At 39.5% G+C, this 23,327-nt stretch carries 17 protein-coding genes and 6 pseudogenes; 13 read left to right on the top strand and 10 right to left on the bottom strand.

Annotated features, from left to right (window positions below):
• Positions 1–1,094 precede the first annotated feature (1,094 nt).
• Positions 1,095–1,646, top strand: a complete 552-nt coding sequence (locus tag BTN49_RS00905; RefSeq protein WP_097355644.1) for a DUF2062 domain-containing protein — start codon at positions 1,095–1,097, stop codon at positions 1,644–1,646.
• A 963-nt stretch (positions 1,647–2,609) separates the two neighbouring features.
• On the opposite strand, the gene lolE is transcribed toward BTN49_RS00905, so the two are convergent.
• Genes lolE through BTN49_RS00890 form a run of 3 tightly spaced genes read right to left on the bottom strand, consistent with a single transcriptional unit; the run spans position 2,610 to position 5,738 of the window.
• Entirely contained in the window at positions 2,610–3,854 is a 1,245-nt protein-coding gene (gene lolE, locus BTN49_RS00900; RefSeq protein WP_097355643.1) for a lipoprotein-releasing ABC transporter permease subunit LolE, read from the bottom strand.
• Positions 3,851–4,549 carry a lipoprotein-releasing ABC transporter ATP-binding protein LolD gene (gene lolD, locus BTN49_RS00895; RefSeq protein WP_097355642.1) on the bottom strand — a complete coding sequence of 233 codons (699 nt, stop codon included), beginning with the start codon at positions 4,547–4,549 and terminating at the stop codon, positions 3,851–3,853. Before lolD ends, lolE begins: the two co-directional genes overlap by 4 nt.
• Entirely contained in the window at positions 4,542–5,738 is a 1,197-nt protein-coding gene (locus BTN49_RS00890) for a lipoprotein-releasing ABC transporter permease subunit (protein WP_097355641.1), read from the bottom strand. The genes lolD and BTN49_RS00890 overlap by 8 nt, the downstream gene beginning before the upstream one ends.
• A 525-nt stretch (positions 5,739–6,263) precedes the next feature.
• Here BTN49_RS00890 and BTN49_RS00885 point away from each other — a divergent pair.
• The 4 genes from BTN49_RS00885 (at position 6,264) to BTN49_RS00870 (ending at position 11,782) form a co-directional block, all read left to right on the top strand.
• Positions 6,264–6,827, top strand: coding sequence for a PilZ domain-containing protein (locus BTN49_RS00885; RefSeq protein WP_097355640.1), 564 nt, complete (start codon positions 6,264–6,266; stop codon positions 6,825–6,827).
• An 11-nt stretch (positions 6,828–6,838) separates the two neighbouring features.
• The gene (mfd, locus tag BTN49_RS00880; protein ID WP_097355639.1) at positions 6,839–10,303 is read left to right on the top strand and encodes a transcription-repair coupling factor; all 3,465 of its coding nucleotides are present in this window, start codon (positions 6,839–6,841) and stop codon (positions 10,301–10,303) included.
• Between the two features lie 44 nt (positions 10,304–10,347).
• Entirely contained in the window at positions 10,348–11,154 is an 807-nt protein-coding gene (locus BTN49_RS00875; protein WP_097355638.1) for a peptidoglycan binding protein CsiV, read from the top strand.
• 82 nt (positions 11,155–11,236) lie between these two features.
• A complete protein-coding gene (locus BTN49_RS00870; protein ID WP_097355637.1) occupies positions 11,237–11,782 on the top strand; it encodes a GNAT family N-acetyltransferase in 546 nt (181 codons plus the stop codon).
• 142 nt (positions 11,783–11,924) lie between these two features.
• Here the strand turns inward: BTN49_RS00870 and BTN49_RS21575 are convergent.
• A pseudogene (locus BTN49_RS21575) lies at positions 11,925–12,020 on the bottom strand (IS5/IS1182 family transposase); the annotation flags it as partial.
• 91 nt (positions 12,021–12,111) lie between these two features.
• Here BTN49_RS21575 and BTN49_RS00865 point away from each other — a divergent pair.
• Positions 12,112–12,910 (top strand): annotated as a pseudogene (locus BTN49_RS00865) (IS982 family transposase).
• A 5-nt stretch (positions 12,911–12,915) separates the two neighbouring features.
• On the opposite strand, the pseudogene BTN49_RS16895 reads toward BTN49_RS00865, so the two are convergent.
• A pseudogene (locus tag BTN49_RS16895) lies at positions 12,916–13,714 on the bottom strand (IS5 family transposase); the annotation flags it as partial.
• Between the two features lie 827 nt (positions 13,715–14,541).
• On the opposite strand from BTN49_RS16895, the gene BTN49_RS19815 reads away from it, so the two are divergent.
• Positions 14,542–14,658, top strand: a complete 117-nt coding sequence (locus tag BTN49_RS19815) for a transposase (protein ID WP_146678969.1) — start codon at positions 14,542–14,544, stop codon at positions 14,656–14,658.
• Between the two features lie 115 nt (positions 14,659–14,773).
• Here BTN49_RS19815 and BTN49_RS00850 read toward each other — a convergent pair whose 3' ends face one another.
• Both BTN49_RS00850 and BTN49_RS18760 read right to left on the bottom strand, forming a co-directional pair.
• Positions 14,774–16,066, bottom strand: a complete 1,293-nt coding sequence (locus BTN49_RS00850; protein ID WP_097355634.1) for an NAD(P)/FAD-dependent oxidoreductase — start codon at positions 16,064–16,066, stop codon at positions 14,774–14,776.
• A 1,135-nt stretch (positions 16,067–17,201) separates the two neighbouring features.
• The gene (locus tag BTN49_RS18760; protein WP_263364215.1) at positions 17,202–17,327 is read right to left on the bottom strand and encodes a hypothetical protein; all 126 of its coding nucleotides are present in this window, start codon (positions 17,325–17,327) and stop codon (positions 17,202–17,204) included.
• A 52-nt stretch (positions 17,328–17,379) separates the two neighbouring features.
• On the opposite strand from BTN49_RS18760, the pseudogene BTN49_RS12535 reads away from it, so the two are divergent.
• Positions 17,380–17,664 (top strand): annotated as a pseudogene (locus tag BTN49_RS12535) (hypothetical protein); the annotation flags it as partial.
• A gap of 91 nt (positions 17,665–17,755) precedes the next feature.
• Positions 17,756–17,893, top strand: a complete 138-nt coding sequence (locus BTN49_RS16705) for a hypothetical protein (RefSeq protein ID WP_190319262.1) — start codon at positions 17,756–17,758, stop codon at positions 17,891–17,893.
• A 480-nt stretch (positions 17,894–18,373) separates the two neighbouring features.
• Here the strand turns inward: BTN49_RS16705 and BTN49_RS18755 are convergent, their stop codons facing one another.
• Positions 18,374–18,499, bottom strand: coding sequence for a hypothetical protein (locus BTN49_RS18755; protein ID WP_263363591.1), 126 nt, complete (start codon positions 18,497–18,499; stop codon positions 18,374–18,376).
• A gap of 364 nt (positions 18,500–18,863) precedes the next feature.
• Here BTN49_RS18755 and BTN49_RS14440 point away from each other — a divergent pair, with 364 nt between their 5' ends.
• From BTN49_RS14440 to BTN49_RS19810, 3 genes and pseudogenes are all read left to right on the top strand, one after another.
• Positions 18,864–19,040: a hypothetical protein gene (locus tag BTN49_RS14440; RefSeq protein ID WP_190319263.1), complete on the top strand. Its 177-nt coding sequence runs from the start codon at positions 18,864–18,866 to the stop codon at positions 19,038–19,040.
• 535 nt (positions 19,041–19,575) lie between these two features.
• Positions 19,576–19,810 (top strand): annotated as a pseudogene (locus tag BTN49_RS12530) (IS982 family transposase); the annotation flags it as partial.
• A 15-nt stretch (positions 19,811–19,825) separates the two neighbouring features.
• Positions 19,826–20,178 (top strand): annotated as a pseudogene (locus BTN49_RS19810) (IS5/IS1182 family transposase); the annotation flags it as partial.
• 47 nt (positions 20,179–20,225) lie between these two features.
• On the opposite strand, the gene BTN49_RS00845 reads toward BTN49_RS19810, so the two are convergent.
• Positions 20,226–20,660: a transposase gene (locus tag BTN49_RS00845; protein WP_223823858.1), complete on the bottom strand. Its 435-nt coding sequence runs from the start codon at positions 20,658–20,660 to the stop codon at positions 20,226–20,228.
• A gap of 722 nt (positions 20,661–21,382) precedes the next feature.
• Here BTN49_RS00845 and BTN49_RS19805 point away from each other — a divergent pair.
• The gene (locus tag BTN49_RS19805) at positions 21,383–21,559 is read left to right on the top strand and encodes a transposase (protein WP_097355632.1); all 177 of its coding nucleotides are present in this window, start codon (positions 21,383–21,385) and stop codon (positions 21,557–21,559) included.
• A 347-nt stretch (positions 21,560–21,906) separates the two neighbouring features.
• On the opposite strand, the gene fabV is transcribed toward BTN49_RS19805, so the two are convergent.
• Positions 21,907–23,109 carry an enoyl-ACP reductase FabV gene (gene fabV, locus BTN49_RS00835; protein WP_097355631.1) on the bottom strand — a complete coding sequence of 401 codons (1,203 nt, stop codon included), beginning with the start codon at positions 23,107–23,109 and terminating at the stop codon, positions 21,907–21,909.
• Positions 23,110–23,327: the final 218 nt, after the last annotated feature.

Genomic DNA, 23,327 nt, shown 5'->3' with positions numbered 1-23,327 from the left:
GGCTTTTGCTAAACTTTCCTTCTTGTCTGGGAAGGACACCTAATTTCTTCCAGTATCCAACAAAGAAATAAGCACTTTCGGCACCATAGTTGTATTGACTTTATAGTTAACTTGCTGGTGGGGCTTATCGCGTATTCATTTCAACTAAAGAAGCCGATCATCAAGATGATTAGGTTTGATAAGCAAGCACTTATGCAGAGCTAAGGTTAATTACATCTAGTGACATATGCGTGTTGAGACATTCATTAATGGACGCCTGAGTTCTCTCAGAGATATAACAGAAATATAACAAAAACCAGCCAGTTCGTGGCATTAGAGTGGGTTCTTTGAGCTTGTTTTGATGCAAGATTATGACAGTATACGCCGTGATAATTATCTAGGATATCGAGCCTTATTTCTCGACTGATAGTAGAGTGAGCCTCTACAAGTGTTAGGGCAATCTGGCTAAAGGAATCACCATCAACCAATCATTGCTCAATATGAAATATTATCTTTGTTATTTAACTGTTTATGATCCATGCTTATCTCCAAGTAAAAAGAGGATGCGAGAGTGTATTTTAGTTTGGTTAAATCTTTGCTAGGTTATGCATTTCACTTAACGGAGGGCTATTACCTTTGCCCAAGCGGGGATCAATTATTTTTCTAAGAAATATTTAGAGTTTAAGCCTCCTGCCATTATTTTTAAAGAAATAATATTAGTTGATTGGAAAGTCTCGTACTTCAGATCTGAAGTCAGGGGTTAACTTGCGACCATTCACTGTATTAATACCAGAAATTACGTCTGTTTAATCGCTTTTTCCTGTAAAAAGACTGCCAATCTCACGTATTATGGTAGTATATTTGCCAGTAGTAAATGTCGAATCGATTTTTTTTGGAAGGTTGTAATAATAGAAATTACTAACAAATAGCCCATGGTGGGTGATTCCGATAAGCATCTATTACACAAATTTACGGAGCACTACTAAGTGTAAACATAATTGTTATAGATACGCCTGTCTTCGGCGTCTACGGTTACCCTTTCAGGGTAATAATTTCAATCACAATAACCAATATAAGCTCCATGTGAGTATCAACTCCATGTGAACTGAAGAAATATGCCAAAAAAAATAATTAAAAAATATCTCCCTAAAAATGATATTATACATAAGTTCAAGTCGCTTGCTTTGTTTGGTAACTTACTTTACAACCAAAACCTCTGGTGCCTTAATCGTCAGTCTGCATCTGGAGCATTTGCAGTTGGTCTTTTTATGGCATTTGTACCTCTTCCCTGCCAGATGATCATGGCGGCAGGTCTTGCCATCATGTTCGGGGTAAATCTTCCACTCTCCGTCGCTTTAGTTTGGATAACAAATCCAGTGACTATGCCTGTAATATTTTACGGAGCTTACAAACTTGGTTCATTTCTCCTTAATAGATCGGAACAACATTTTCACTTCGAATTATCAGGAGGGTTTTTGATGCATCAAATGAGTAAGATAGGACCACCTTTCCTACTTGGCAGCTTGATCTTAGGTATTGTTTTCTCACTCCTAGGTTACTTTATAGTGCGCGGTATTTGGCGTTATGCTGTTATCAGAAATTGGAAAAAACGTCGATTACGCTTACCAAAAAATCTGACTAATGTGCTAAAAAAAGAGAAGCACTGACAAACAAAATACTCCGATGATTCCTGTTTTACATGCCAAAATGGTTCGATGTAAATTAGGAGATCTCTTGTGTCGTTGTTTTAATCAAAAACCTTATTTTTAGGTGAATTCCAATATCCTCGACGAATCCATAATAATGAGCTGGAAATATCTATCAATCAGAAATTATCATGAACAACGCTGGGTGATAGACCCAGAACAAGGCTCCTTATTCAGATGCTATTTTCGTTTGTTAAGAATTTAGGATCGACTATCCAAGAGTCTCATATCGGCAAGTTATGCGTTAATATGTCTTATTACTTGAAGTTTAGGCTTCTTTGACAACATTCTCTCTCCGAGAGGACGAACCCACTTTACATAGCTTGTATCTGATTATTGAACTCGTTCACTTGAAGCCTAGCTACAGCCAAATTACCTGTGGGTAATATACCCCTGAATTAAGATAATAACTGTAGCAATTATAGTCTAATATAAAAGAGGAAGATAACTACCGAAAGTGCTACGCTCTTCTCTCCAAGGAAACAAGTAGGACTACCCTGAATGATCAGTAGTTGACCGAGGAAAAAAGATAGAAAATTGCAGTTATGTTGAAACGAGGAATTCCAATCTACGATATCTCCCTCCGTCAGGTGAAATACAGAACCTAGAGGAGAGCCAGCCAGACTAAAGTACACTCTCCTCATCCTCTTTTGGCTTGGAGATGTGCATGGCTAATAAACAATTAAATGACAATGCCAGATTTCATATTAAGCAACGATTAGCTGATGGTGATTACTTTAGCCAGATTGCCAGAATACTTAGAGACGGTGTTGTTTATTAAATTAGGCCTATAAAGCACTGCTTCCAATCTTTTTTATCATCTTAAGATGATGGCGGGAGATTTTCTAGACGAAAGCAACTTACTGAGAACGCGACCCTTATTTTGGTATAGCTTTTTCATTCTAGAAAACTGAAAATAATATATTAGCGACCGCTTAGTACAGATATTGGACACAATTCACAAGCACGTTGCGCAGGGTACCACGTCGCAAACATGCTCAATAACACAGCAGTCAGTGACACCGTTAATACATCGGACAAATGCGGCTCTGTTGGGAGGAAGTCAACAAAGTAAATATCACCTGACAATAATTTTTTCTCTGTCATTCGTTCAATCCAGATGACTATGCTAGTCAGATTATAAGCAAATACCCATCCCAAAACGGAACCAATGATGCTACCAAATAGCCCAGATATTAAACCGTTCCATACGAATATCGATCGAATCAAACCGTCTTGAGCCCCCATAGTTCTCAGAACAGCAATGTCTGCTGCTCGATCCTTCACGGCCATCATCAAAGTTGAGACGATATTAAAACAAGCGACGCTAATGATTAACACCATAACTAAATATATAAGGGCGCGCACCATTTTAATATCTCGATAAAGGAAGCCAAATTCCTGCGTCCAGTTTTTGAGATAGACATACTGGCTTAAGGTTTGCCCTACCTCATGAACAATACTTCGTGCTCTTAACGGGTCAGAAAGTTTTAGTGCAACTCCTGATACTTTATCTCCTATTTTTAGATACTTTTGCGCATCCTGTATGGCGATCAGCGCAAGCCCGTGGTCAACTTGGCTGCCTAAGTTCAGAATACCTGATACTTGCATACGAATACGTTTTGGAAAACGAAGTTTTAAATCAGGATCAGGAGAGGGCACTAACATAGTTAACCACTCTCCAACATTAACACCCAATGCTTCAGCAATACCCCTACCTAATACTATTGCGTGGTTACCTGCTACTAGTGTCGACCAACCTCCATCAACAACATAGTTGTCCATATTAGTGAGTGATATTTCCATCTGAGGATCGATACCTTTAATTTGCACGGGTTTAAGGTTTGCTCCTTTTTCAAGCAATGCGGTAAACGTAACATACGGTGCACCTACATCAACACGAGGGTGCAATACTGCCATATCCAACATCTCCTTCCATGCCTCGATGGGTTCACTCACCCCTTCCAATTGTGCATGTGGGATAACGGCTAATATACGTTGTTCTACCTCACGCTGGAAGCCGTTCATCGCTGATAAACCAAGAATGATCACCATAACGCCAACGGAAATACCAATCATTGATGATATTGAAATGAACGAAACAAATTTATTACGCCGTTTTGCATAATTAAAACGTCGTTCGATAAAAAGCGCCAATGGTTCAATCAATGTGTTTTTACCTCTTTCATTTCAATAAAAAGGCCATCAAGCATTGAAAGTTTCCTGTCCATCTTATATGCTAACTCTAGGTCATGGGTAACGACTAAAAATGCCATGTCGAATTCATGGTTTAATTGGCAGATTAAGTTATAAATATCAAGTGCAGTTTTTTGATCTAAATTACCTGTTGGCTCATCTGCCAGCACCAACGATGGACGATTTATTATCGCTCTAGCAATCGCCACCCGTTGACGTTCACCCCCTGAAAGCTCTGAAGGGCGGTGTTCCGCACGATGTCCGATGTTGACAACTTCCAGTATTTCCAAGGCACGCCGTTTTGCTATCACTGGTCTCTCGCCGCCAATAAGTAATGGCATCGCTACGTTTTCTAACGCTGTGAAGTCTTTCAATAAATGGTGAAATTGATAGACAAAACCAATATTTTTATTCCGAAATTTTGATTGATCGCAAGCACTCATTTTTGCCAAGTCTTTGCCTTCAAAGTATACGGAACCAGTGGTCACTGAATCTAACGCACCAAGAATATGAAGTAGTGTACTTTTACCAGATCCTGACGTACCCACAATGGCGACCAATTCACCTTTATTAATAGAAAATGAAATACCTTTTAGCACGGGGGTTTCCACAATACCTTCTTGGTAGGTTTTGACAACCTGTGAACAGGTTAATAAGGAATTACTCATAACGAAGAACCTCAGCAGGGCTGACATATGATGCCTTAATCGACGGAAATAATGTAGCGATAAGGCTTAGAATAATCGCACCCACAACAACATAAAAAACTTGGATAGGTTTCATGATAACGGGTAGTAACAGATCATTACCAAGTAAGTTGATATTTAAAAGATTCATGATTTCATTAATCTTCAGCGACATCAATGTGCCAACGATACCACCTAAAACAGCTCCGATGATACCACTAGTAGCTCCTTGAACAACAAATAAGGACACAATGTCACCTTGCTGCATGCCCTGTGTTCTTAAAATAGCAATTTCAATTTGTTTATCCATTACCACCATAATTAGCGCAGAAATGATATTAAATGCCGCCACCAAAATAATCAGGCTTAGCATTAATCCCATCATATTTTTTTCCATTTTCACAGCTTGAAACAATTCACCGCGTAATTCCCGCCAATCTGACCATTCATATCCCAGTGATTCAGCTTTCACTTTGAGTGAAGGTACATCAAAGGGTTCATCAATGAACAGACGTATATCAGCAGGTTGTGTAGGAGAAAGACGCATCAATCGCACCACGTCATTAATGTTAGCGAACATCAGTTGACCATCGAGATCCGTCGCTGTATCGTAAATACCTACAATATTGAAATTGCGTTGTGACGGTATACGACCTATAGGCGTAAAGTGGCTCGCACTGGTGATAATTACTCGTACCTTGTCGCCTAAAGATACATCAAGTCGTATTGCTGTCTGACGGCCAATGACCAATCGGTAACCACCTGTGGTTAGGTTATCAATCGATCCTAGGATCATATATTCTCGGATAGGTTCCTTGTTTTGTGGATCAATGCCGAAAAGCTTTCCCACGCCAAGAGATATAGCACTCTGAATAACTACATCGGTGGATACAATAGGCGCTGTGTCAACAATACCTTTCCACTGGACGACAGTTTTTGCATCCGGTGGGAACTTAGCATCACCCGCGATGATCGCTTGCGGTAATACGCTCAAAATTCGGTCTTTAAGCTGACCTTCAAAACCGTTCATCACTGAAAGTACGGTGATCAACGCCATCACACCAATGGTGATACCCGCGGTCGACATATAAGATATAAATCGACCGAATTTATCACCTGAACAACCTTTCAAGTAACGCAAACCGATAAACACTGGTAACGGATAAAACATAATGAAAACTCTCTAAATAAAAACAGGCAAACTGAATTAGTAATGGTTAGGTCGTATGTTCAATAAATTTATTTCCGTCTATAAAATTAATTTTGTCATGGTTAGAAACCCTTTTAAGGACAAATGATTTCTGCAGTAGTAGACAACTTGGTTGCAAGTCATACTGACGAATGATTCAACTTATTGAATACATAACCAATGATACTGCAATTGTCATTGCAGTATCTCAAGTAGTCCTCAATGTACTGTCAAGGAATACCTTCAAGGACAGTACATTGCTACAATACGGCATGCCTTACAGAAAGTTAGTGTGTTTTTCACCAAAATCGTCCTGTTGATTATGACTTTAGGCCATTGTGGGTACGCAACCTGCTGAATCTTTGTACGGTTGTCTACATCATTTTTTCTATTACAGTAAGGATTCGCAATTGATAGCAAGAAAAATGCTATTAACACTAGCTACAGGTTGAGGAATTGAGATGACTGCGTGATAATCAACGCATTAATAAGGTATCAGGATAAATTATGAGTCAAAACGAATATTTTTCGGTACACGCACACCTCAAGATAAATGTGGAGCTCTTGGGTAATGATGAAGCCGTTCCTTCTGACATCGAGTTCGAACGAAACATTCCTATCGCGTTTCGTATTGCCCATCAATGTAGTCTTATTGATAGTACAGTTAAAAAAGAACTTCATGCACTGTACGACGATAAACAGGCAATCTCAAAGTTTCTTCGTTCTCAAAATGAAAAAATTAACTTGCTTCTTGGATTTATGCTTTCTCAGCTAGATGATCCTACACAGGAATACCAAACAGAAACCTTTGGTGCAAGCAGTTTGACTTTTACCGCGAAAAAAACATTCGAAAAAGGCCAAGATATTCGTCTCAAACTCTTTCTTGAAAATCCACCTTCTGCCATCTACTGCTATGGTAACGTTTATGGTTGTAAAGAAGAAAATGGTAAGTATACAATTAGTGTTAAATATACCAGATTGCAAGAAGAAGACAGAGACGTTCTCATCCGAGTAGCCTTACATCAACAACAAAAACTCCTTAGACAAAATGCACTAGAAAAAAACAATTAAGCCACAATCCTATGAAAAACATATTTTTTTCTGAGTTTACTATTCCATACAAAGCTGGAGATACACGTATTATTGGTAACCTTCAAGGTTCCGCACTTCCTCTCGCTATTGCACAAATTGCTGATCAACAACATAAAAGGATATTATTGGTTGTGCCTGACAATCAAACCGCGCTGAAACTTCAACCTGAAGTCAAGCAATTTACTGGCAGGAAGTGCCATGTATTCCCAGACTGGGAAACTCTACCCTATGATAATTTTTCCCCTCATCAAGACATCATTTCTGATCGCATCGCGTGTCTCTATCAACTACCTCAACAGATCTCTAATATTATCATCATCCCCGTTAGCACCTTGCTACAACGTATTATGCCACGTTCATTTTTGATTAAATATGCGCTTATCGTCAAAAAAGGTGACCATATTTCGCTTGAAAAAATACGCTATCAGCTTGAGCTTTCCGGCTATCGTCATGTTAATCAAGTGATTGAGCACGGAGAATATGCATGTCGCGGTTCTATTCTGGATTTGTTCCCAATGGGATCTAACCAACCTTACAGAATTGACTTTTTTGATGAAGACGTAGATTCCATTCGCGAGTTTGATCCAGAAAACCAGTGTTCAACGCAAAAACTCGATCAGATTAATTTACTCCCTGCACATGAATTCCCTACAGACGACGACGCCGTCGAACGCTTTCGTGGTCGCTGGCGAGAACGATTTGATCTAGGGCACGATCCTGAATCCATTTATCAACAAGTCAGCAAAAAAATGTGGCCTGCTGGAATTGAATATTGGCAACCCCTATTTTTTGATGAAACCGAAACCCTATTCGATTATTTGCCAAATAGTACCCTCCTGCTAACATCTGGAGATCTAGAAACAGCCGCATGTCATTTCTTAAATGATGCCGAGTATCGTTTCAATCAACACCGTGTCGACCCACTACGTCCTTTATTAAAACCCAATGAACTATGGCAATCTATTGAAGAATTGTTTACAGCTTTCAAAGCGTATCCGCGCATTAAACTTGAACAGGACAGCACTGAGACAAAAGCGGGACGTCAAAATGCACCGGTTAAAGCACTCCCGAAACTGACAGTTAATCATCAACTGAAGGAGCCACTTGATGCACTCAAAGAATTTATCACTCACTTTTCAGGAAAAGTGATATTTTCGGTAGAAACTGAAGGCAGGCGAGAAGCTATCTTTAACTTACTCTCCAAAATTAAAATACATACAATGGTATGTAATTCACTTGATGAAGCTCTAAGATCTCCCTCTAAATTTTCCTTAATCATAGGTCCGGCCGAGTTTGGGTTTATTTCTGAACAGCCTAGATTTGCGTTGATTTGCGAAAGTAACTTGCTGGGTACACGTGTGATCCGACAACGTCAACGAAGCAATAAAAAGGCATGGGTCATCAGTAACACGTTGATACGAAATCTTGCTGAATTACAGCAAGGACAGCCTGTTGTTCACCTTGAGCATGGCGTTGGTCGCTATCTTGGTTTACAAACTCTGGAAACCGGAGGTATCGAAACAGAGTACGTCATCTTGGAATACCGACACGATTCTAAACTCTATGTGCCCGTATCTTCTTTACATCTAATCAGTCGATACAGCTGTGGTACAGGAGAAACTGCACCGTTTCATCGTCTTGGTGGTGAAGTGTGGGATAAGATTCGTAAGAAAGCAGTAAAGAAAGTACGCGATGTGGCCGCTGAATTGCTTGATGTCTACGCCAAACGAGAGACCAAGTTAGGTTTTGCATTTAAACACGATCATAAAGAATATCTTGATTTCTGTTCTGGTTTTCCGTTCGAGGAAACCATCGATCAAGCACAAGCCATTAACGCCGTGTTGTCAGATATGTGTCGACCAATCGCTATGGACCGACTCATCTGTGGTGATGTGGGTTTCGGTAAAACTGAAGTGGCAATGCGTGCTACTTTTCTAGCCGTAAACAACATTAAGCAGGTAGCGATACTGGTACCAACAACCCTGCTAGCCCAGCAGCATTTCGAAAACTTCCGTGACCGTTTTGCAAATCATCCTGTTCGTGTTGAGGTACTCTCTCGTTTTAAGTCAACCAAAGAGCAAAAGCAAATACTTGCCGATAGTTCTGAAGGAAAAATTGATATTCTCATTGGTACGCACAAATTGCTGCAAAGCTATGTCCATTTTCAAGATCTAGGTTTACTCATTGTAGACGAAGAACATCGATTTGGTGTTCGCCAGAAAGAGAAAGTGAAAGCAATGAGATCGGACGTCGATATCCTGACCCTAACTGCAACGCCCATTCCGCGTACCTTGAACATGGCGATGAGTGGTATACGAGACTTATCGATTATTGCAACACCACCTTCACGCCGTCTTGCGATAAAAACTTTTATGAGAGAACGCGATATTTCACTCATTCGTGAGGCGATGCTTCGAGAAATCATGCGTGGTGGTCAGGTCTATTTCCTTCACAACGATATCGATAGTATAGAGAGAACCGCAAATGAACTGGCCGTATTAGTGCCGGAAGCACGTGTTACCGTGGCACATGGACAGATGCGCGAACGTGAGTTAGAACGTATTATGTCTGATTTCTATCATCAACGTTTTAACGTCTTAGTGTGTACCACCATCATTGAAACAGGCATAGACGTTCCAACCGCCAACACCATTATCATGGATCGTGCGGATCATTTCGGGTTGGCACAATTACACCAACTTCGAGGACGTGTGGGTCGCTCTCACCACCAAGCTTATGCTTATATGCTCACTCCTCATCCAAAACTCATGACTAAAGATGCTATCAAGCGTTTAGAAGCTATTTCCTCACTGGAAGACCTTGGTGCAGGTTTCGCTCTTGCAACCCACGATATGGAAATTCGAGGTGTGGGTGAACTCTTAGGAGAAGACCAAAGTGGTCAAATCCAATCCATTGGCTTCACCCTGTATATGGAAATGTTAGAACAAGCGGTTGAAGCATTAAAAGAAGGGAAGGAACCATCATTATATGAACAATTAAACCAACAAACTGACGTAGAACTTAGATTGCCAACTCTACTTCCAGATATGTATATCCCTGACGTCAATACACGTCTTTCGATTTACAAACGTATCTCGGTGGCAAAATCCAAAGATGAGATTGAAGAGATGCGGGTGGAATTAGTCGACCGATTTGGCTTACTTCCAAAAGCAGCTAAAGATCTACTAAAGGTTCAACAAATCAAGCTGGCTGCAGCAAAATTGGGCATTAAGAAAATTGATGCTCACGATAAAGGTTGTATGATTGAGTTTAAACAAAACACCCAGATTAACCCCCACTTTTTGATAGGTCTGTTACAATCCCATCCTAACCGTTACTACTTTGATGGATCATCCAAGCTTAAGATCGTAGAAGCACTAACAGATCGCGGTGAGCGGGTCAAATTTATCGAAATACTACTAACGCAATTTGCTGATAATCTTTTTGTAGCTTAATTATTCCTTTAAGGAAGAAGATGTAAACAAAACGGAGTAATGTTTTGAAAAAGAAAATTTTTCTTCTGCTATTCACTATTAGTATACCATCATTAGCTGAACGGTGGTACGATGTTGAGATCATCGTTTTCAAGAGAAACCAAAATCCTAATACGGTCAAAGAAAACTGGCCCGTATCACCAAACAGTATAAATTTCTCAAATGCGATATCCCTTTCTGATGCAGCATTTCTGGCGACAAAAGGTCTCCATTTTCTACCAAAAAAGCATTGGAAACTGCATGAAGCATATAATAAACTTACCGTACATACAGATTTTAAACCGCTTCTTCATATGGCATGGCGTCAGAACGATGGCAGTAAAAATGTCATGCCTAAGCTTCGGTTAACTGCGGGTAAAGACTATGGTGATGAATTCCATACCGATGGCACGACACAAGTTGGGCATCCTCTTGATAGAGGGGCCTCCCTACAAAGTCATCTCCGCATAGAAAATCAAAACGACCCAATGTCTCAGCTAGATGGTTTTATTCACGTATATGTCCAACACTACCTGTTTGTTGAAATTAACCTTATACTACAGGAAGCTGGTGAGTATAAAATGCCTGAAAACGCGAGTATAATACTCCCACCGATGCTGGATAAGCAGGACACTATCATTCAACACATAGTTCCTAGAAATAAACAATACGAGACATTGGCAAAGTTTCAGGAATCAAAGCGTAGCTACTCGACTGAAAAACATATGCATTCCTATTCCTTTGATCAAAAACGCCACATGCGGAGTGGAGAAATTCATTACCTAGACCACCCTCTCATTGGCCTGATTATTCAAGTCACAAAAGTCGAATGACTTATAATACCACCTCTATTCTTTGGGGCATACTTTTGTGTAATACAGAGACTTACTTCCTAGAGAATTTACGCAAGTAAACATAGAGTTTAGAACTGATAGACTACTTCTTCGCACGTTAAAAAACAGCGATATCATCCCTCTGAAGCACGCGATAAGTCAATCAGTTGATACTGTTATCCCTTGGCTTGACTGGTGTTATGAAAGCTTCGACAATATGGATTCAGAATCATGGATAAACCACAGTCGACAAGGATGGTTGACAAGCAGCAGTTATGAATTAGCCGCATTTGAACGCATCACTGAAGAATTGGTGGGATGTGTCTATGTATCGAGCATTGATAATGTCGCTAACATGGCGAATATTGGTTATTGGATTACCTCAAAATATCAAGGTAGGGGATATGCGGCTGAGGCGACTGAAGTAGCAGAAAACCTTGAATTTAACCATTTGCTGTTAATTCGACTTGAGTTAGTGATGGACCCCCAAAACGTTGCCAGTATCCGTACTGCAGAAAAACTACATGCCACGTTTGAGTGTAAGGCAAGAAACCGCTACATGTATAACGGTGAAGCCAAAGAAGGGCTAGTCTACAGCATTATCCCATTTGATTTAGGTTATCGCTGATACTGTAAGAATTATTGCAAATATACTGTGTCTTTTTTATCAAAATTTTAAGCCAAAAATAACCACTCTTTGGAAGCTATTTTTCTGGCATTGTTGATTAAATCAGGCCTATAACGTACTGATTTCAATCTTTCTTACAGTCTTAATTTATCTGCTGGCGAACAGGCATGCCGAGTCTTATGACTTTGTTAATCGCATCCAAATTTGCCAGCGCTTCACTAACTTGAGTATTGTAATTAACCTGAGTTTCGCATAAGAAATGAATTAAGTGTTCAAGTCACGATCTGATTCGTTTGAAATAAACTATTGACGTGCACAAGGACTTTGGCATGAAGAAGTTAGACGCTGTTTTCGTCGATGTCGATGACTTCTGCTAGACTTTCCTTCTTGCATGGGGAAACATACCTAATTTCTTCAGGTATCAAACAAAGAAACAAGCCTTTTTACCTCTCAGTTAGCGAAGTTATGACGATAGTGATAGCTTTCCATCAATCTGTGGATCGAGATTTAAAAACCTATTACATCCACTTTGTTTGTAGCTACCTCACCGTCAAGCAAGGCCGACAGGGATTGCCTTAGTTGATTCGTCCAAGCTACAGGTTTGTTACAACCTACGCATTCTCAGATATCAGTTTTTAAAGGTACCGCAAAGCGAGGAAAAGGAATACTGGCGTGGTTCTAAGGTTTCAAATTATACCTCATTATCAATGACCAAGGTGGCATTTTATCTCAGTCAAAGTGACGACGACTAACGTGGATGATAGAAAGTCTGTGTCGGAAATGGCTGACGAGTTTTGAGGGTGTTTATACAGATACAAAGGTTATATTTCTGGTTCATTGGAGCGGAAACTTGCAAACAAGGGAGTGATACTGATAACGGGTATGAAAAAGAATATAAAACCTAACGTAATGAAATCTTGGGACCGCCTGATGCTCCGGAAACGATTTATTATTGAAACTGTTTTTGACCAACTAAAAAATATCTCCCAAATAAAGCATTTTCGGCACCGTCGTTGTATCAGCTTTATGGGCAACTTGCTGGTGGGGCTCATCGCGTATTCATTTCAATCAAAGAAGCCTAGTATCAAAATGACTCGGTTTGATAAGCAGGTGCTTATGCAGATTTGATGTTAATCACGAAGAGTAAGTTTAGGGTTTAGCAACTCTTTATAGCGAAACATTGCTGTTTTTGCTAATGAACGTTTGTGATAATCCCTGTCCTTTTTCCACTCCGCCAGTTTGTCCTCTTTTAAAGCCTTTACAGCTTCATTTCGAGGATACACTTCCGCACAGTACCACGGGTTGCTTCAAGGTGGAATACTGGGCGTTATTCCTTGGTTCTTCAGTACGTAGTGACATGCTCTTGTGTCATAGGTTCCATCAGCACTGACTTGCTGTATCTTTCGTCGGAATGGGTTACGCAAGATAGGTAAAACTTCATTGTCACCCACATAAACTAGGCTAACTTCTGCAGCAATAACCGCATGAGTAGACACATCAACGGCAAGATGAAGTTTGCGCCAGATATGCAGCTTTTCCTTATAGTGTTTACGTGTTTTCCATTTACTTTCATCGTATATTTTTAGGTCTGTGACATCCATAACGACGTGTGCGACAGTTCCTCGATTCGGTAAACGGTACTTAACTTATACGGTCTTCGAACGCGTTATGTATGCAGGAGTCTGTAGAGTATTTCAGCGGGATATTTATCAATGTAAAAAAAGAATTGAGAAAACTTTTTAATCTACAAAGTGGGAGTTTAAAAATATCTTTCACCATCAGTGCTGTTTCAATCTCGGTATCCGAAAATATAAACCCACGGTAACGAGGACTCTGATGTATTAAACAATTCCATGCCTTAATGGCAGCGACGTCTATCCAAAAAGTCACTGAGATATGGTTTACTAATGCTTGATTATATTGTTTCAAGATCGCTGATCTTGTTCTTGGCCGTTCTCATCATAACCTCCCGCTTAACTCCATGATTATCTGATCGTAGGAATTGCGATTAGTTAAGATATTTGGGAAACAGCGCCTGTTTTTCTTTAATTTAACTTGAGCTTTGCTCAAGAACTTTAGAATAAATAATTCAGACGCTATTTTCACCGATATCCACGACTTTTATTAGGTTTTCCTTCCTGTTTAGTAAAAAATACCGGAGTTTAGGTTCCAAAACAAGAAATAAACCTTTTCGCCTTTCCATCATTGAAGTCGTGACGATTATTGTATCTTCTTATCACTCTCACTATCGTGACTTTAAAACGTATTACACGCAATTTGTTTTCCGTCACCTAACAGGTCAATTTTCTAATTTTATTAGCTATACGTGGATGCTTAAGTTGATGCAAAGTGCTCTGTTTTCCCTTTGATCTTATCTAACTTACCACCAAGAAAAATCTAACTGCCATCGAGTTCGTTGATTCAACCCTGTTACAGGTCTGTTACAATTTACGTATTCCACGGCATCTCATGTTTTAGGGGGGTGACTAAACGAAATAAGGAGACGATGGTGGGGATTTATGGCTTTAAACTTCACCTTATCATCAATAATTAAGTCGGTACTATTTTGATAAAGACAACAACAGCCAATGTTGATGACAAAAGATCCATGTTTAATCTGGTTGATAATTTCTGAGATATCTCTATGGAGATAAGGGGTATATATTTAGCCACATTGAAAGAACAGTTGCCAAGAAAGGGATCACTATCATCTCTAATATACGGAATAACAGGATACTAAAGGTGATGAATCTTTAGGTTTGCTGCTAAGAAGGCAATTTATCATCGAAAGAGTCCCTAACCAACTAAAGAATTTATCCCAAATCAAGCATTCTCAGCACCTAGGTGGGGCACTTTATGGTCAAGCAGATTGCTAGATTCATTACTTATACGTTCCAACGAAAAAAGCTTAACTTGAAAATCACTCGTCTTTAAAAACACGCGCTTACACAGATCTTAGATGAACTTATTCAAGGCTTCAAGGGTTTTCTGTTAGTGAAGCTTAAGTGATGGACGAAGCACACGATTGATACGGTTGACCAACATAATCAACCCTGTTTTCAAAAAGCCATGCAAAGCGACTTGATGCATACGGTACAACGAAAGATATACCACCCGTGCTATGCGACCTTCAACCATCATCGAACCATGAATCAGGTTACCCATAAGACTACCTACAGTTGAAAAACGACTTAAAGAAACCAAAGAGCCATGGTCTTTATATACATATGCTTTCAATTCACGGTCATTCAGTTTAGCAATAATATTTGAGCAACAATGGCTTGCCATCTGATGCGCAGCTTGCGCACGTGGTGGAATAAAACTGCCATCTTCTTGCTTGTATGACGCACAATCACCGATGACAAAAATAGTGTCACTGCGCGTCGTTTGTAATGTTGATTTTACCACTAGCTGATTGATGAGATTAGTTTCAAGACCCGCGATATCTTTCATGAAATCTGGCGCCTTGATACCCGCGGCCCACACCATTATTTGTGCTGGTATCTTATCGCCGTCTTTAGTTATCAACCCATTAGTTTCTGCTTTAACAACCTTAGTCGCAGTACGAACGTATACACCCAGCTTAGTTAACTCTTGTTCTGCTGCTCCCGAAATACGAAGTGGGAGCGCGGGCAAAATACGATCACCCGCCTCAATCAATGTCACATTCAGTTTAGAGCTATCCAAATCCTGAAAGCCATAGTGTTGCAATTCGTTAACTGCGTTGTGAAGTTCAGCGGACAATTCAACACCCGTCGCGCCACCACCAACAATCGCGATATCAACTGTACCTAAGCCTGATTTGGCATTTAGTTTCAAGAACTCATTATGCATTTCATTACGAAAACGGCGGGCTTGCTCAGGGCTGTCTAAGAAAATACAGTTTTCACAAACACCTTCAGTGTTGAAATCGTTCGAGGTTGAACCAATTGCCATCACTAAGATATCATAGCTCAGTCTACGTTCCGGCATCAAAAGTTCACCATCTCCTTCATCATGCCAAGCAGATAGTTTTATAGTCTTGTTTTTACGGTCGATGCCAGCAATACTTCCAAGTTGAAAATCGAAGAAATGATTCTTTGCATGTGCACGATAACTGATTGCATCCACACCTTCATCTAAAGAACCAGTTGCCACTTCATGTAACAAGGGTTTCCACAGGTGGCTTGTTTTACGATCGACAAGAGTAACATGAGCACGCTCTTTACGCCCAAGTATACGACCCAGCTTGGTCACCAATTCCAAGCCACCAGCACCGCCACCTACTACAATAATTTTGGTCACGATTATATTCTCACCAAGAATTAAATATTAATAAAGTTATACATCGTTCCGCATATTTACCGCGATAAAAGAGGAAAAGTGTTTAAACGTGAGGTTACATTCGATCTAAAAACGTGTTCTATCCTGCACTGAGGATGATCATATATTCAATTAAGTAGATTTTTGTACAAAATTCCTAATTTTCCATATTGATTAAGCACTGTTAAAAGGCATTTTATCTCTAATGAGAGTCATGCCGACGAGCCTTATAATTTATTGGATAGATGACCCTGAAGGTTGTTATTTCGTTTTGATCTGAGCATTGCTTATTATTTAATGATTCATAATCAGTTTAATTTCATCCAAACAACTCTATTATACAATTTGCTTGATATCAATCAATCTTCTATAGGAGATAAACTCAAAAAACATGGAAATGCTCGATTTCAGGGCTTATCAGTTCGCGAAAAATTCTCATAGGCGTAATCAGTCTATTTCCTGTGGATGTAACGACGAATGGACGCACAGAAGCCTCTTCTGCAGGGAGAGGCTTCTGATACCATTCTCGGTATTATTACTTTTTGAGAAAACTCACAACACCTACACAGGGATACCTTGATCATGACATCACCCTACGTCATCTAAAATACACAGGTGTTCTTTATGCCTAAAACTTTCCTCCTAGAAACTATATGTGGTGGGGCTTAAGGTATGTCCCTTTCTGGGATAAATTTAGCATGAATGAATTTCAAAGGTATCAAATCAAAACTGCTTCGCTTTAAACGTATTTTCACTACGAATTGGCCCATATTCGTATCCAGTCATCCCCGCTATAACACCGATTATTATCATTCAGAAATCGCTAAGATGCTAAAGTGTGGAAGATTAGAAAATGGCTTTACCACTTACCCATGCTTTGGTTGCGGCCAAGGGCAACATAAAGTTAACTTTATGTTGTAAGGGGAAAGCTTGTCCGCAATGTAAAAAACGTTATGCACGGGAGAGTATGGTCAAAATAAGCGTCTGTCTGTTTCCTAGAGTGAACTATCGGCAAGTTGTCTGAATATTTCCTAAACAATTTCGTATTCATTTCCATAATCACTCCAATAAGAAACGTTTGTACTCTGGGTTTATGCTCTTGGCGGAAGCCTGCTTATTAGAGTTTATTCAGGCGCACTTTAAGATAGATGCGTGTGAAATCACCGGCATTGTTTTCATCCAGATCCATAGTCGTAATGGCAACTATACTCGCATTTACATGTGATACTAGCTGAAGGTGCATTTTTCCTTCAAACTAGTATTGGAAAGGGTTTCAATATTTATCGTTATCTCAGCTACGATTACTTTGGCAAAAACACTTACTGAAGTTAATGGAGATGGAGTTTTCGGCGCGTCAATATGTGATTAGAATCTTATGGGCTAATTATCCTGATAGTTTTTATGCCCATCTTGACAATGGTCGTAAAAATAAAGTCCCACGCAAAAGCTACCGAGGATTAATACGATACCTAACCAACTATTTGTCATCCCCGCTGATAGGCTTATCTAAAATAGTTTGGTATGACCGTCATCAAGTCAGCTATTACTATCAATCACATAAAACGAAGTTGAAAACGTAATAAGAGAGTAGATGCTCAGGTATTTATTGGCAGGTTGGTTCGGTACATTTTTCCTAAAGGATTTCAATGAGTAAGATATTATGGCTTTCAAGTGCCAGCGAGCTTTAATAAGTGGTATGAAGTGATAGCGATGGCAGCAGGAGACTTTGTGGATGGAATGATTAGCGGGACCAAACGTATTAGCTATGTAGAGCTTTTCGAAGAGGTAGCAGCTCGTAATCCCCCTTAAAATGTGTATTTTGTGGGAGAGGGATGGCATTGGTTCGGTTCTCCCATGCAAAGCATGGTGTATTCTTCGATTTATTTGCTTCCGATAGGGGTTAACTGATATGTTTTTTATTCTCATTAGCGCTCCGCTTTTTGCAGAATCTGACTGTTCTAGGGTTTTAGAAAAACACTATTGGTGAGGACTTAATTTTTAATATAAATTAGGCCAGATAGATGATGTTTGCGCGCGATATTAATGTGATGCACATCGGCATTGATACCACGGGTGTTGGCTTAAGCATTTGGTATACTAGAATCCCCCTTGGGAAGCTATCGCAATTCACTATAGCAATAAAACGAAGGAACGACTCGTATTAAAAATACCTGACGTGATAGACGCCAATCGGCCATATTTCGATGTGGAATATAAAGACGTCATCTGAGCATTCATGGCTATAAAACGCGTGGTCACCAGAAGTGAAAATATATTTAATGTTATATCTCAAACCTTTGGAACTTTGACGGTAATGTCACCAAAAACAGTTTGTAGATACCGCGTAGGCAAATGATTATTTCGAACCACTCCCTGCTTTCCGTTAGCTTGGAGTGATGTAAAATTATCGAGCAAGGATTGAACTTCGGCTTCATATAGCTTAAGCCAACAACTGCTGTGCCCCTTGTTTTAAAGATATAAATTCGAAGTTTTTCGAGTCACTTTAATCTCCTTAAAGGCACACGTGAACAGAACCCCATGAACTATAGCTTACGATGTGATTGAGATGATTCGGTCTTCCATAGAAGACACTGTGAGAACACTTTCATTCCAAATAATAACGGATATATCTTACTATCACAGTCAGATAGAACTAGATTTTAACGAAGTCAAGTTGTGTTTTGTTGTAAGACAGAATAGTGTGTATAAGAATGATATGTGTTCGTTCTCTGTTTGCTGTTGCATATCAAATACGATGCTGTTTCTAAGGAGAAATACCATGGCTGACAAACAAAATTATCTGGTAGCAATCGATATCTTTTGCTGTCATTTAGGCATGAGCGTTGATGAAGCTTATGCAGAGTTGGGTCTCATAGATAATGAGAACGAAAAACAGCAACAATTTGCTGATATGCAGCAGTCTTTGATGAGGTTATTACCAGAAAGAAGAAAATAGTGAAAGTTGTAAAAACAAAGAAACCAGCAAGAACCGAGGATATTCCTAGATGAAGGAACAAGTTTATGCTTATTTTAGAAGAGCGATAGTGAAACTAAGTTTAACTTAAGACACATCTGATAAAGTTATTTGCAGGCTAAGGTTGGATCTTGAACGTTTATTTGATATTAGGGGAAGTCTCGTTAGAGACTATATAATTCTGTGTAACTACCAATCGTTATGCTAGTTCTTGTAGTTAACCCTTAACTGTGATCGTAAAGAAATTCATGGTTAAGGAAGCCACGTGCGGATTTCTTCTCTAAAAATATAGAGTTCACCATGCAGTTCTTTTGGTTTATCAGAACGTTTATTTTGTCGACTCTGGTTTTAACATCTTTAAGCTGAGCTGCGCATAAGAAATTAACTAAATTCCCAACTCGAGATCTGCTCGTTTAAAAAAACTATCAACTGTTTCTTAACGATAAGCTATAATCCATGAAAGAATTCATTATCTAGATAGAAATCAATTTATTGAACACACGGCTAGAACTTGAGAATGAATAACATAGATTATGTTTTCATCGATGTTGACGACTTTTGCCAGACTTTCTTTCTGCATGGGAAAAACACCTAATTTCTTCCAGTGTCAAACAAAGAAATAAGCTTTCTCGCCTTTCAGTTAGCGAAGTGATGACGATAATGATAGCTTTCCATCAATCTGGTCTCTGGACCTTAAAACCTATGAGATCCACTTTGTTTGCCGCTACTTCACCAACGAATTTCCTAAATTAGGTAACCTATTATGACGAAAAATACAGCAAGTTAATGCTGATGAAGCCTATGACACAAAAGCATGTCACTACGTACTAAAAAAAGGAATAATGCCCAGTATTCCACCTCTAAGCAACGCGAGTACTTGGAGGAAAGTCATCCTAGAAATTAAGCGGTAAAGGTATTGAAAGAGGACAAACTGGCGGAGTGAAAAAAGTACAGGGATTATCGCAAATGCGCATTAGCAGAGACAGCAATATTTCGCTATAAACAGTTGCTCAGCCATAAACTTACTCTTCGTGATTACAATGCTCAAATTGGTAAAACGCTGGTAAATCTGAAGGCGATGAATAAAGTTTTAAGACTCGGTATGCCTGTTCGCCAGTAGACAAATTAAGACTGTAAAAAACATCGGAAATCAGTATATTATAGGTCTTATTTAATTAACAACGCCAAAATAAAACGATCCTCAAACTTCATTACCTTTGATTTCATGTTCTTCCGTGTATTCGTGATGAAACTAACCCCTTTATCTGCGAGTATTTTTTCAAGGGAGCCTGATCTGTACCTCTTATCTCCATAGAGTGATCCCAAGAGATTATCAGCCATATTAGGCACGTATTTTCTATTATCCACATTGTGTTTTATTACATTTACCGAAATCATACCGACTTGGTCATTGATGATAAGATGAAGTTTAAAGCTATAGAACCTTCCCATCGTTCCCTTACATGATTTAACCATCTCCTCATATAGACGATATCGTGGAATACGTGAATTATGATAAGCTTGTAGCTTGGTTAGATAAACGCAGGCGATGCCAGTAGTTTTTCCGACTAGACGGCAGATAAAAGGCGCAAGTTTCCTCATCATAAGAAAAAAACTTTGGATGCAAAAATTTACTTTGCCCACCCTGATTCTTAGTGAAAATGAGGGAAAAATAAGAATGCTAATGGACTTTAAGACAGTACGGAAAGAAAGGGACAAACTTAAGAATGGTCCCAGATGAAGAAGTTAACTTCGCTCAAGCAAAGATCAATAATCGGTCTAAGAAACGGTTATGGTTTAATCAGCCCAGCATTATTTTTAAATAAATTGCATGAGCAGTTTGATTGAAAAGTATCTAACTTCAGACCTGAATTCAGGTCTGTTTAACTGGTTGTTCCCCTATTTTCCTCATAAGGAAACACATCAAAATCGCATCTTTTACGCCCTACACACCTCCTAGGTGAAAGATTAACTTCAACCCAACCTGTCTGTCACCCGCAGGATGATTTTCAGGGAAACTGATTTGTGGATACCGTGATTTTTAAAAATAGAAAATACAGAAGCTTGTTGGTGCAATGCCATTATTACCCTTCCGCGGAGACACTATATTGAGCTGGATCTGACGGCAGCTCCTTATGCTAATATTCTAGATAAACTGGAATGGATTAATTACCTAACTAACTTATCAGTACTAGCAGCACTGAAAAGCCCTTTGCTAAAAACACCAACAATATTCGCTAGGATCCCAACTATCTGAGCCATTACCTGTAATACCAACAAGTCTTAGTATACTACCTTCATGACTATCGCAAAGGTGGCATGCTGTGACGTTTTATTACCTCAACTACTATACCGAACAAATGAAAACGATGACCGTGCCTCCGGCAGAACTGATTGAAAGTCAGGTCATACATATCTCGGATAAACACTTCACGATGCTCTGTTATTACAGTTTTTTGTCGACACCCGACTACGTGGATTTACTGCCTAGGCTCTACTAGGCCGAGTATGTTGGTAAAGGAAAAGACGGTGCCACAAGTTATACAGCGATGCTGAAAGCATATATGAAGATAGAGCCGTATGGATACATGCTGTACATAGCAACCGACTGGTTTTTGCGAGTTACTGTGCCACTTAGACGGTGATATCGTGGACGGTAAGTAATGTAACTTTGGTCGGTATTATACCCTAGGATAGGACAGATACGTCTGAAGAGGTCAAAACAGTCGATGATTGGCTATTATTTATCCTCCATCGTATCTTCAAGTCATCAAAAACCACTGAACCTTTTGATAAGATACGCTGAGCCTAGCATTATTCACATAGTTCTTACTAAACATAGTGGAATTTAGATAACTTTAACGTCAAAATCCACTGCAATATCTACATCAGCATCATAATCTACACCTTCGATACCAAAACCGAATACTTTCAGAAACTCTTTTTTATACTCAACGTAATCTGTCAGCTCTTTCAAGTTTGTTGAGGTAATTTGAGGCCACAGTTCACGACAGTACTGTTGAATATCGTCACGTAGTTCCAAATCATCCAACCGTAGGCGATTCACATCATCAACTTCAGGTGTTGTGTCATCATCTTTATAGAGACGTTCTCTGAATAGGCGATATATATGTTCCATACACCCTTCATGTACGCCTTCTTGACGCATCTTCTTAAACACTATTGCGATATAAAGTGGCATTACAGGAATTGCCGAACTTGCTTGTGTCACAACACTCTTCAGTACTGCTACATGTGCAGTACCACCCATCCCTGACAGTTTTTCATTAAGTGCTATTGCTGCTCGATCCAAATCCATTTTTGCACGACCCAGTGTGCCATTCCAATAGATGGGCCAAGTTAGTTTTGTACCGATATAACTATATGCTAAGGTTTTACAACCTTCTGCCAACACACCTGCATCAAACAATGCTTGAAGCCATAATTCCCAATCTTCTCCGCCCATGACAGTGACAGTATCTTTTATTTCCTGTTCAGTCGCAGGTGCAACATGCGCTTCGATTATTTCATCTCTACTTGTATCAACAGCGATAGAAGTGTAAATTTCTCCAATTGGTTTCAGGGAAGATCGGATTATTTCCCCAGTTTTTGGTAACCTACGAATAGGTGACGCCAATGAATAAATGATCATATCGACCTGATTCATATCTTCTTTTATCAGCTCAATGACTTTTCGTTTTGCTTCATCAGAGAATGCATCTCCATTCAAGCTCTTGCTATAAAGGCCTTCCGCTTTGGCTAATTTGTCGAATGCAACTGTGTTGTACCAACCAGCTGTGCCGGTTTTCCTTTCGGTACCTGGCTTTTCGGAGAAAACACCGATAGTCGCAGCACCGTTGCCAAAAGCCGCAGCAATACGTGATGACATACCATAACCGCTTGATGATCCGATCACTACTACGCGTTTAGGAGAATTCGCAATAAAACCCTGAGCTTTAACATATTCTATTTGTTCTTTAACGTTAGCTTCGCAGCCTATCGGATGCGAAGTTGTACAGATAAATCCGCGAATTTTAGGTTCGATGATCATATAACAAGCTCCTTTCTAAGTTGGGCTTAGAATAAATACTTCTTCTGGTGTTGGTACTCACATTTATCGTTAAAGGATATAATTGAGTGGTAGCTAGGTGGTATTAATCGGTAAAAATATCTTAGGTTTCATGTTAAAATACGTTATTTTTTACCTTTTTCGATACTAGTACGCAGAGGAGTCAAACAAACACTGGAAAAGTTATCCCAAACATCACC

Source organism: Candidatus Enterovibrio escicola (genome assembly GCF_002464935.1).
GTDB lineage: Bacteria > Pseudomonadota > Gammaproteobacteria > Enterobacterales > Vibrionaceae > Enterovibrio > Enterovibrio escicola.
The sequence above is the reverse complement of the archived record's forward strand: the minus strand, read 5'-3'. Positions and strand labels throughout refer to the sequence as shown.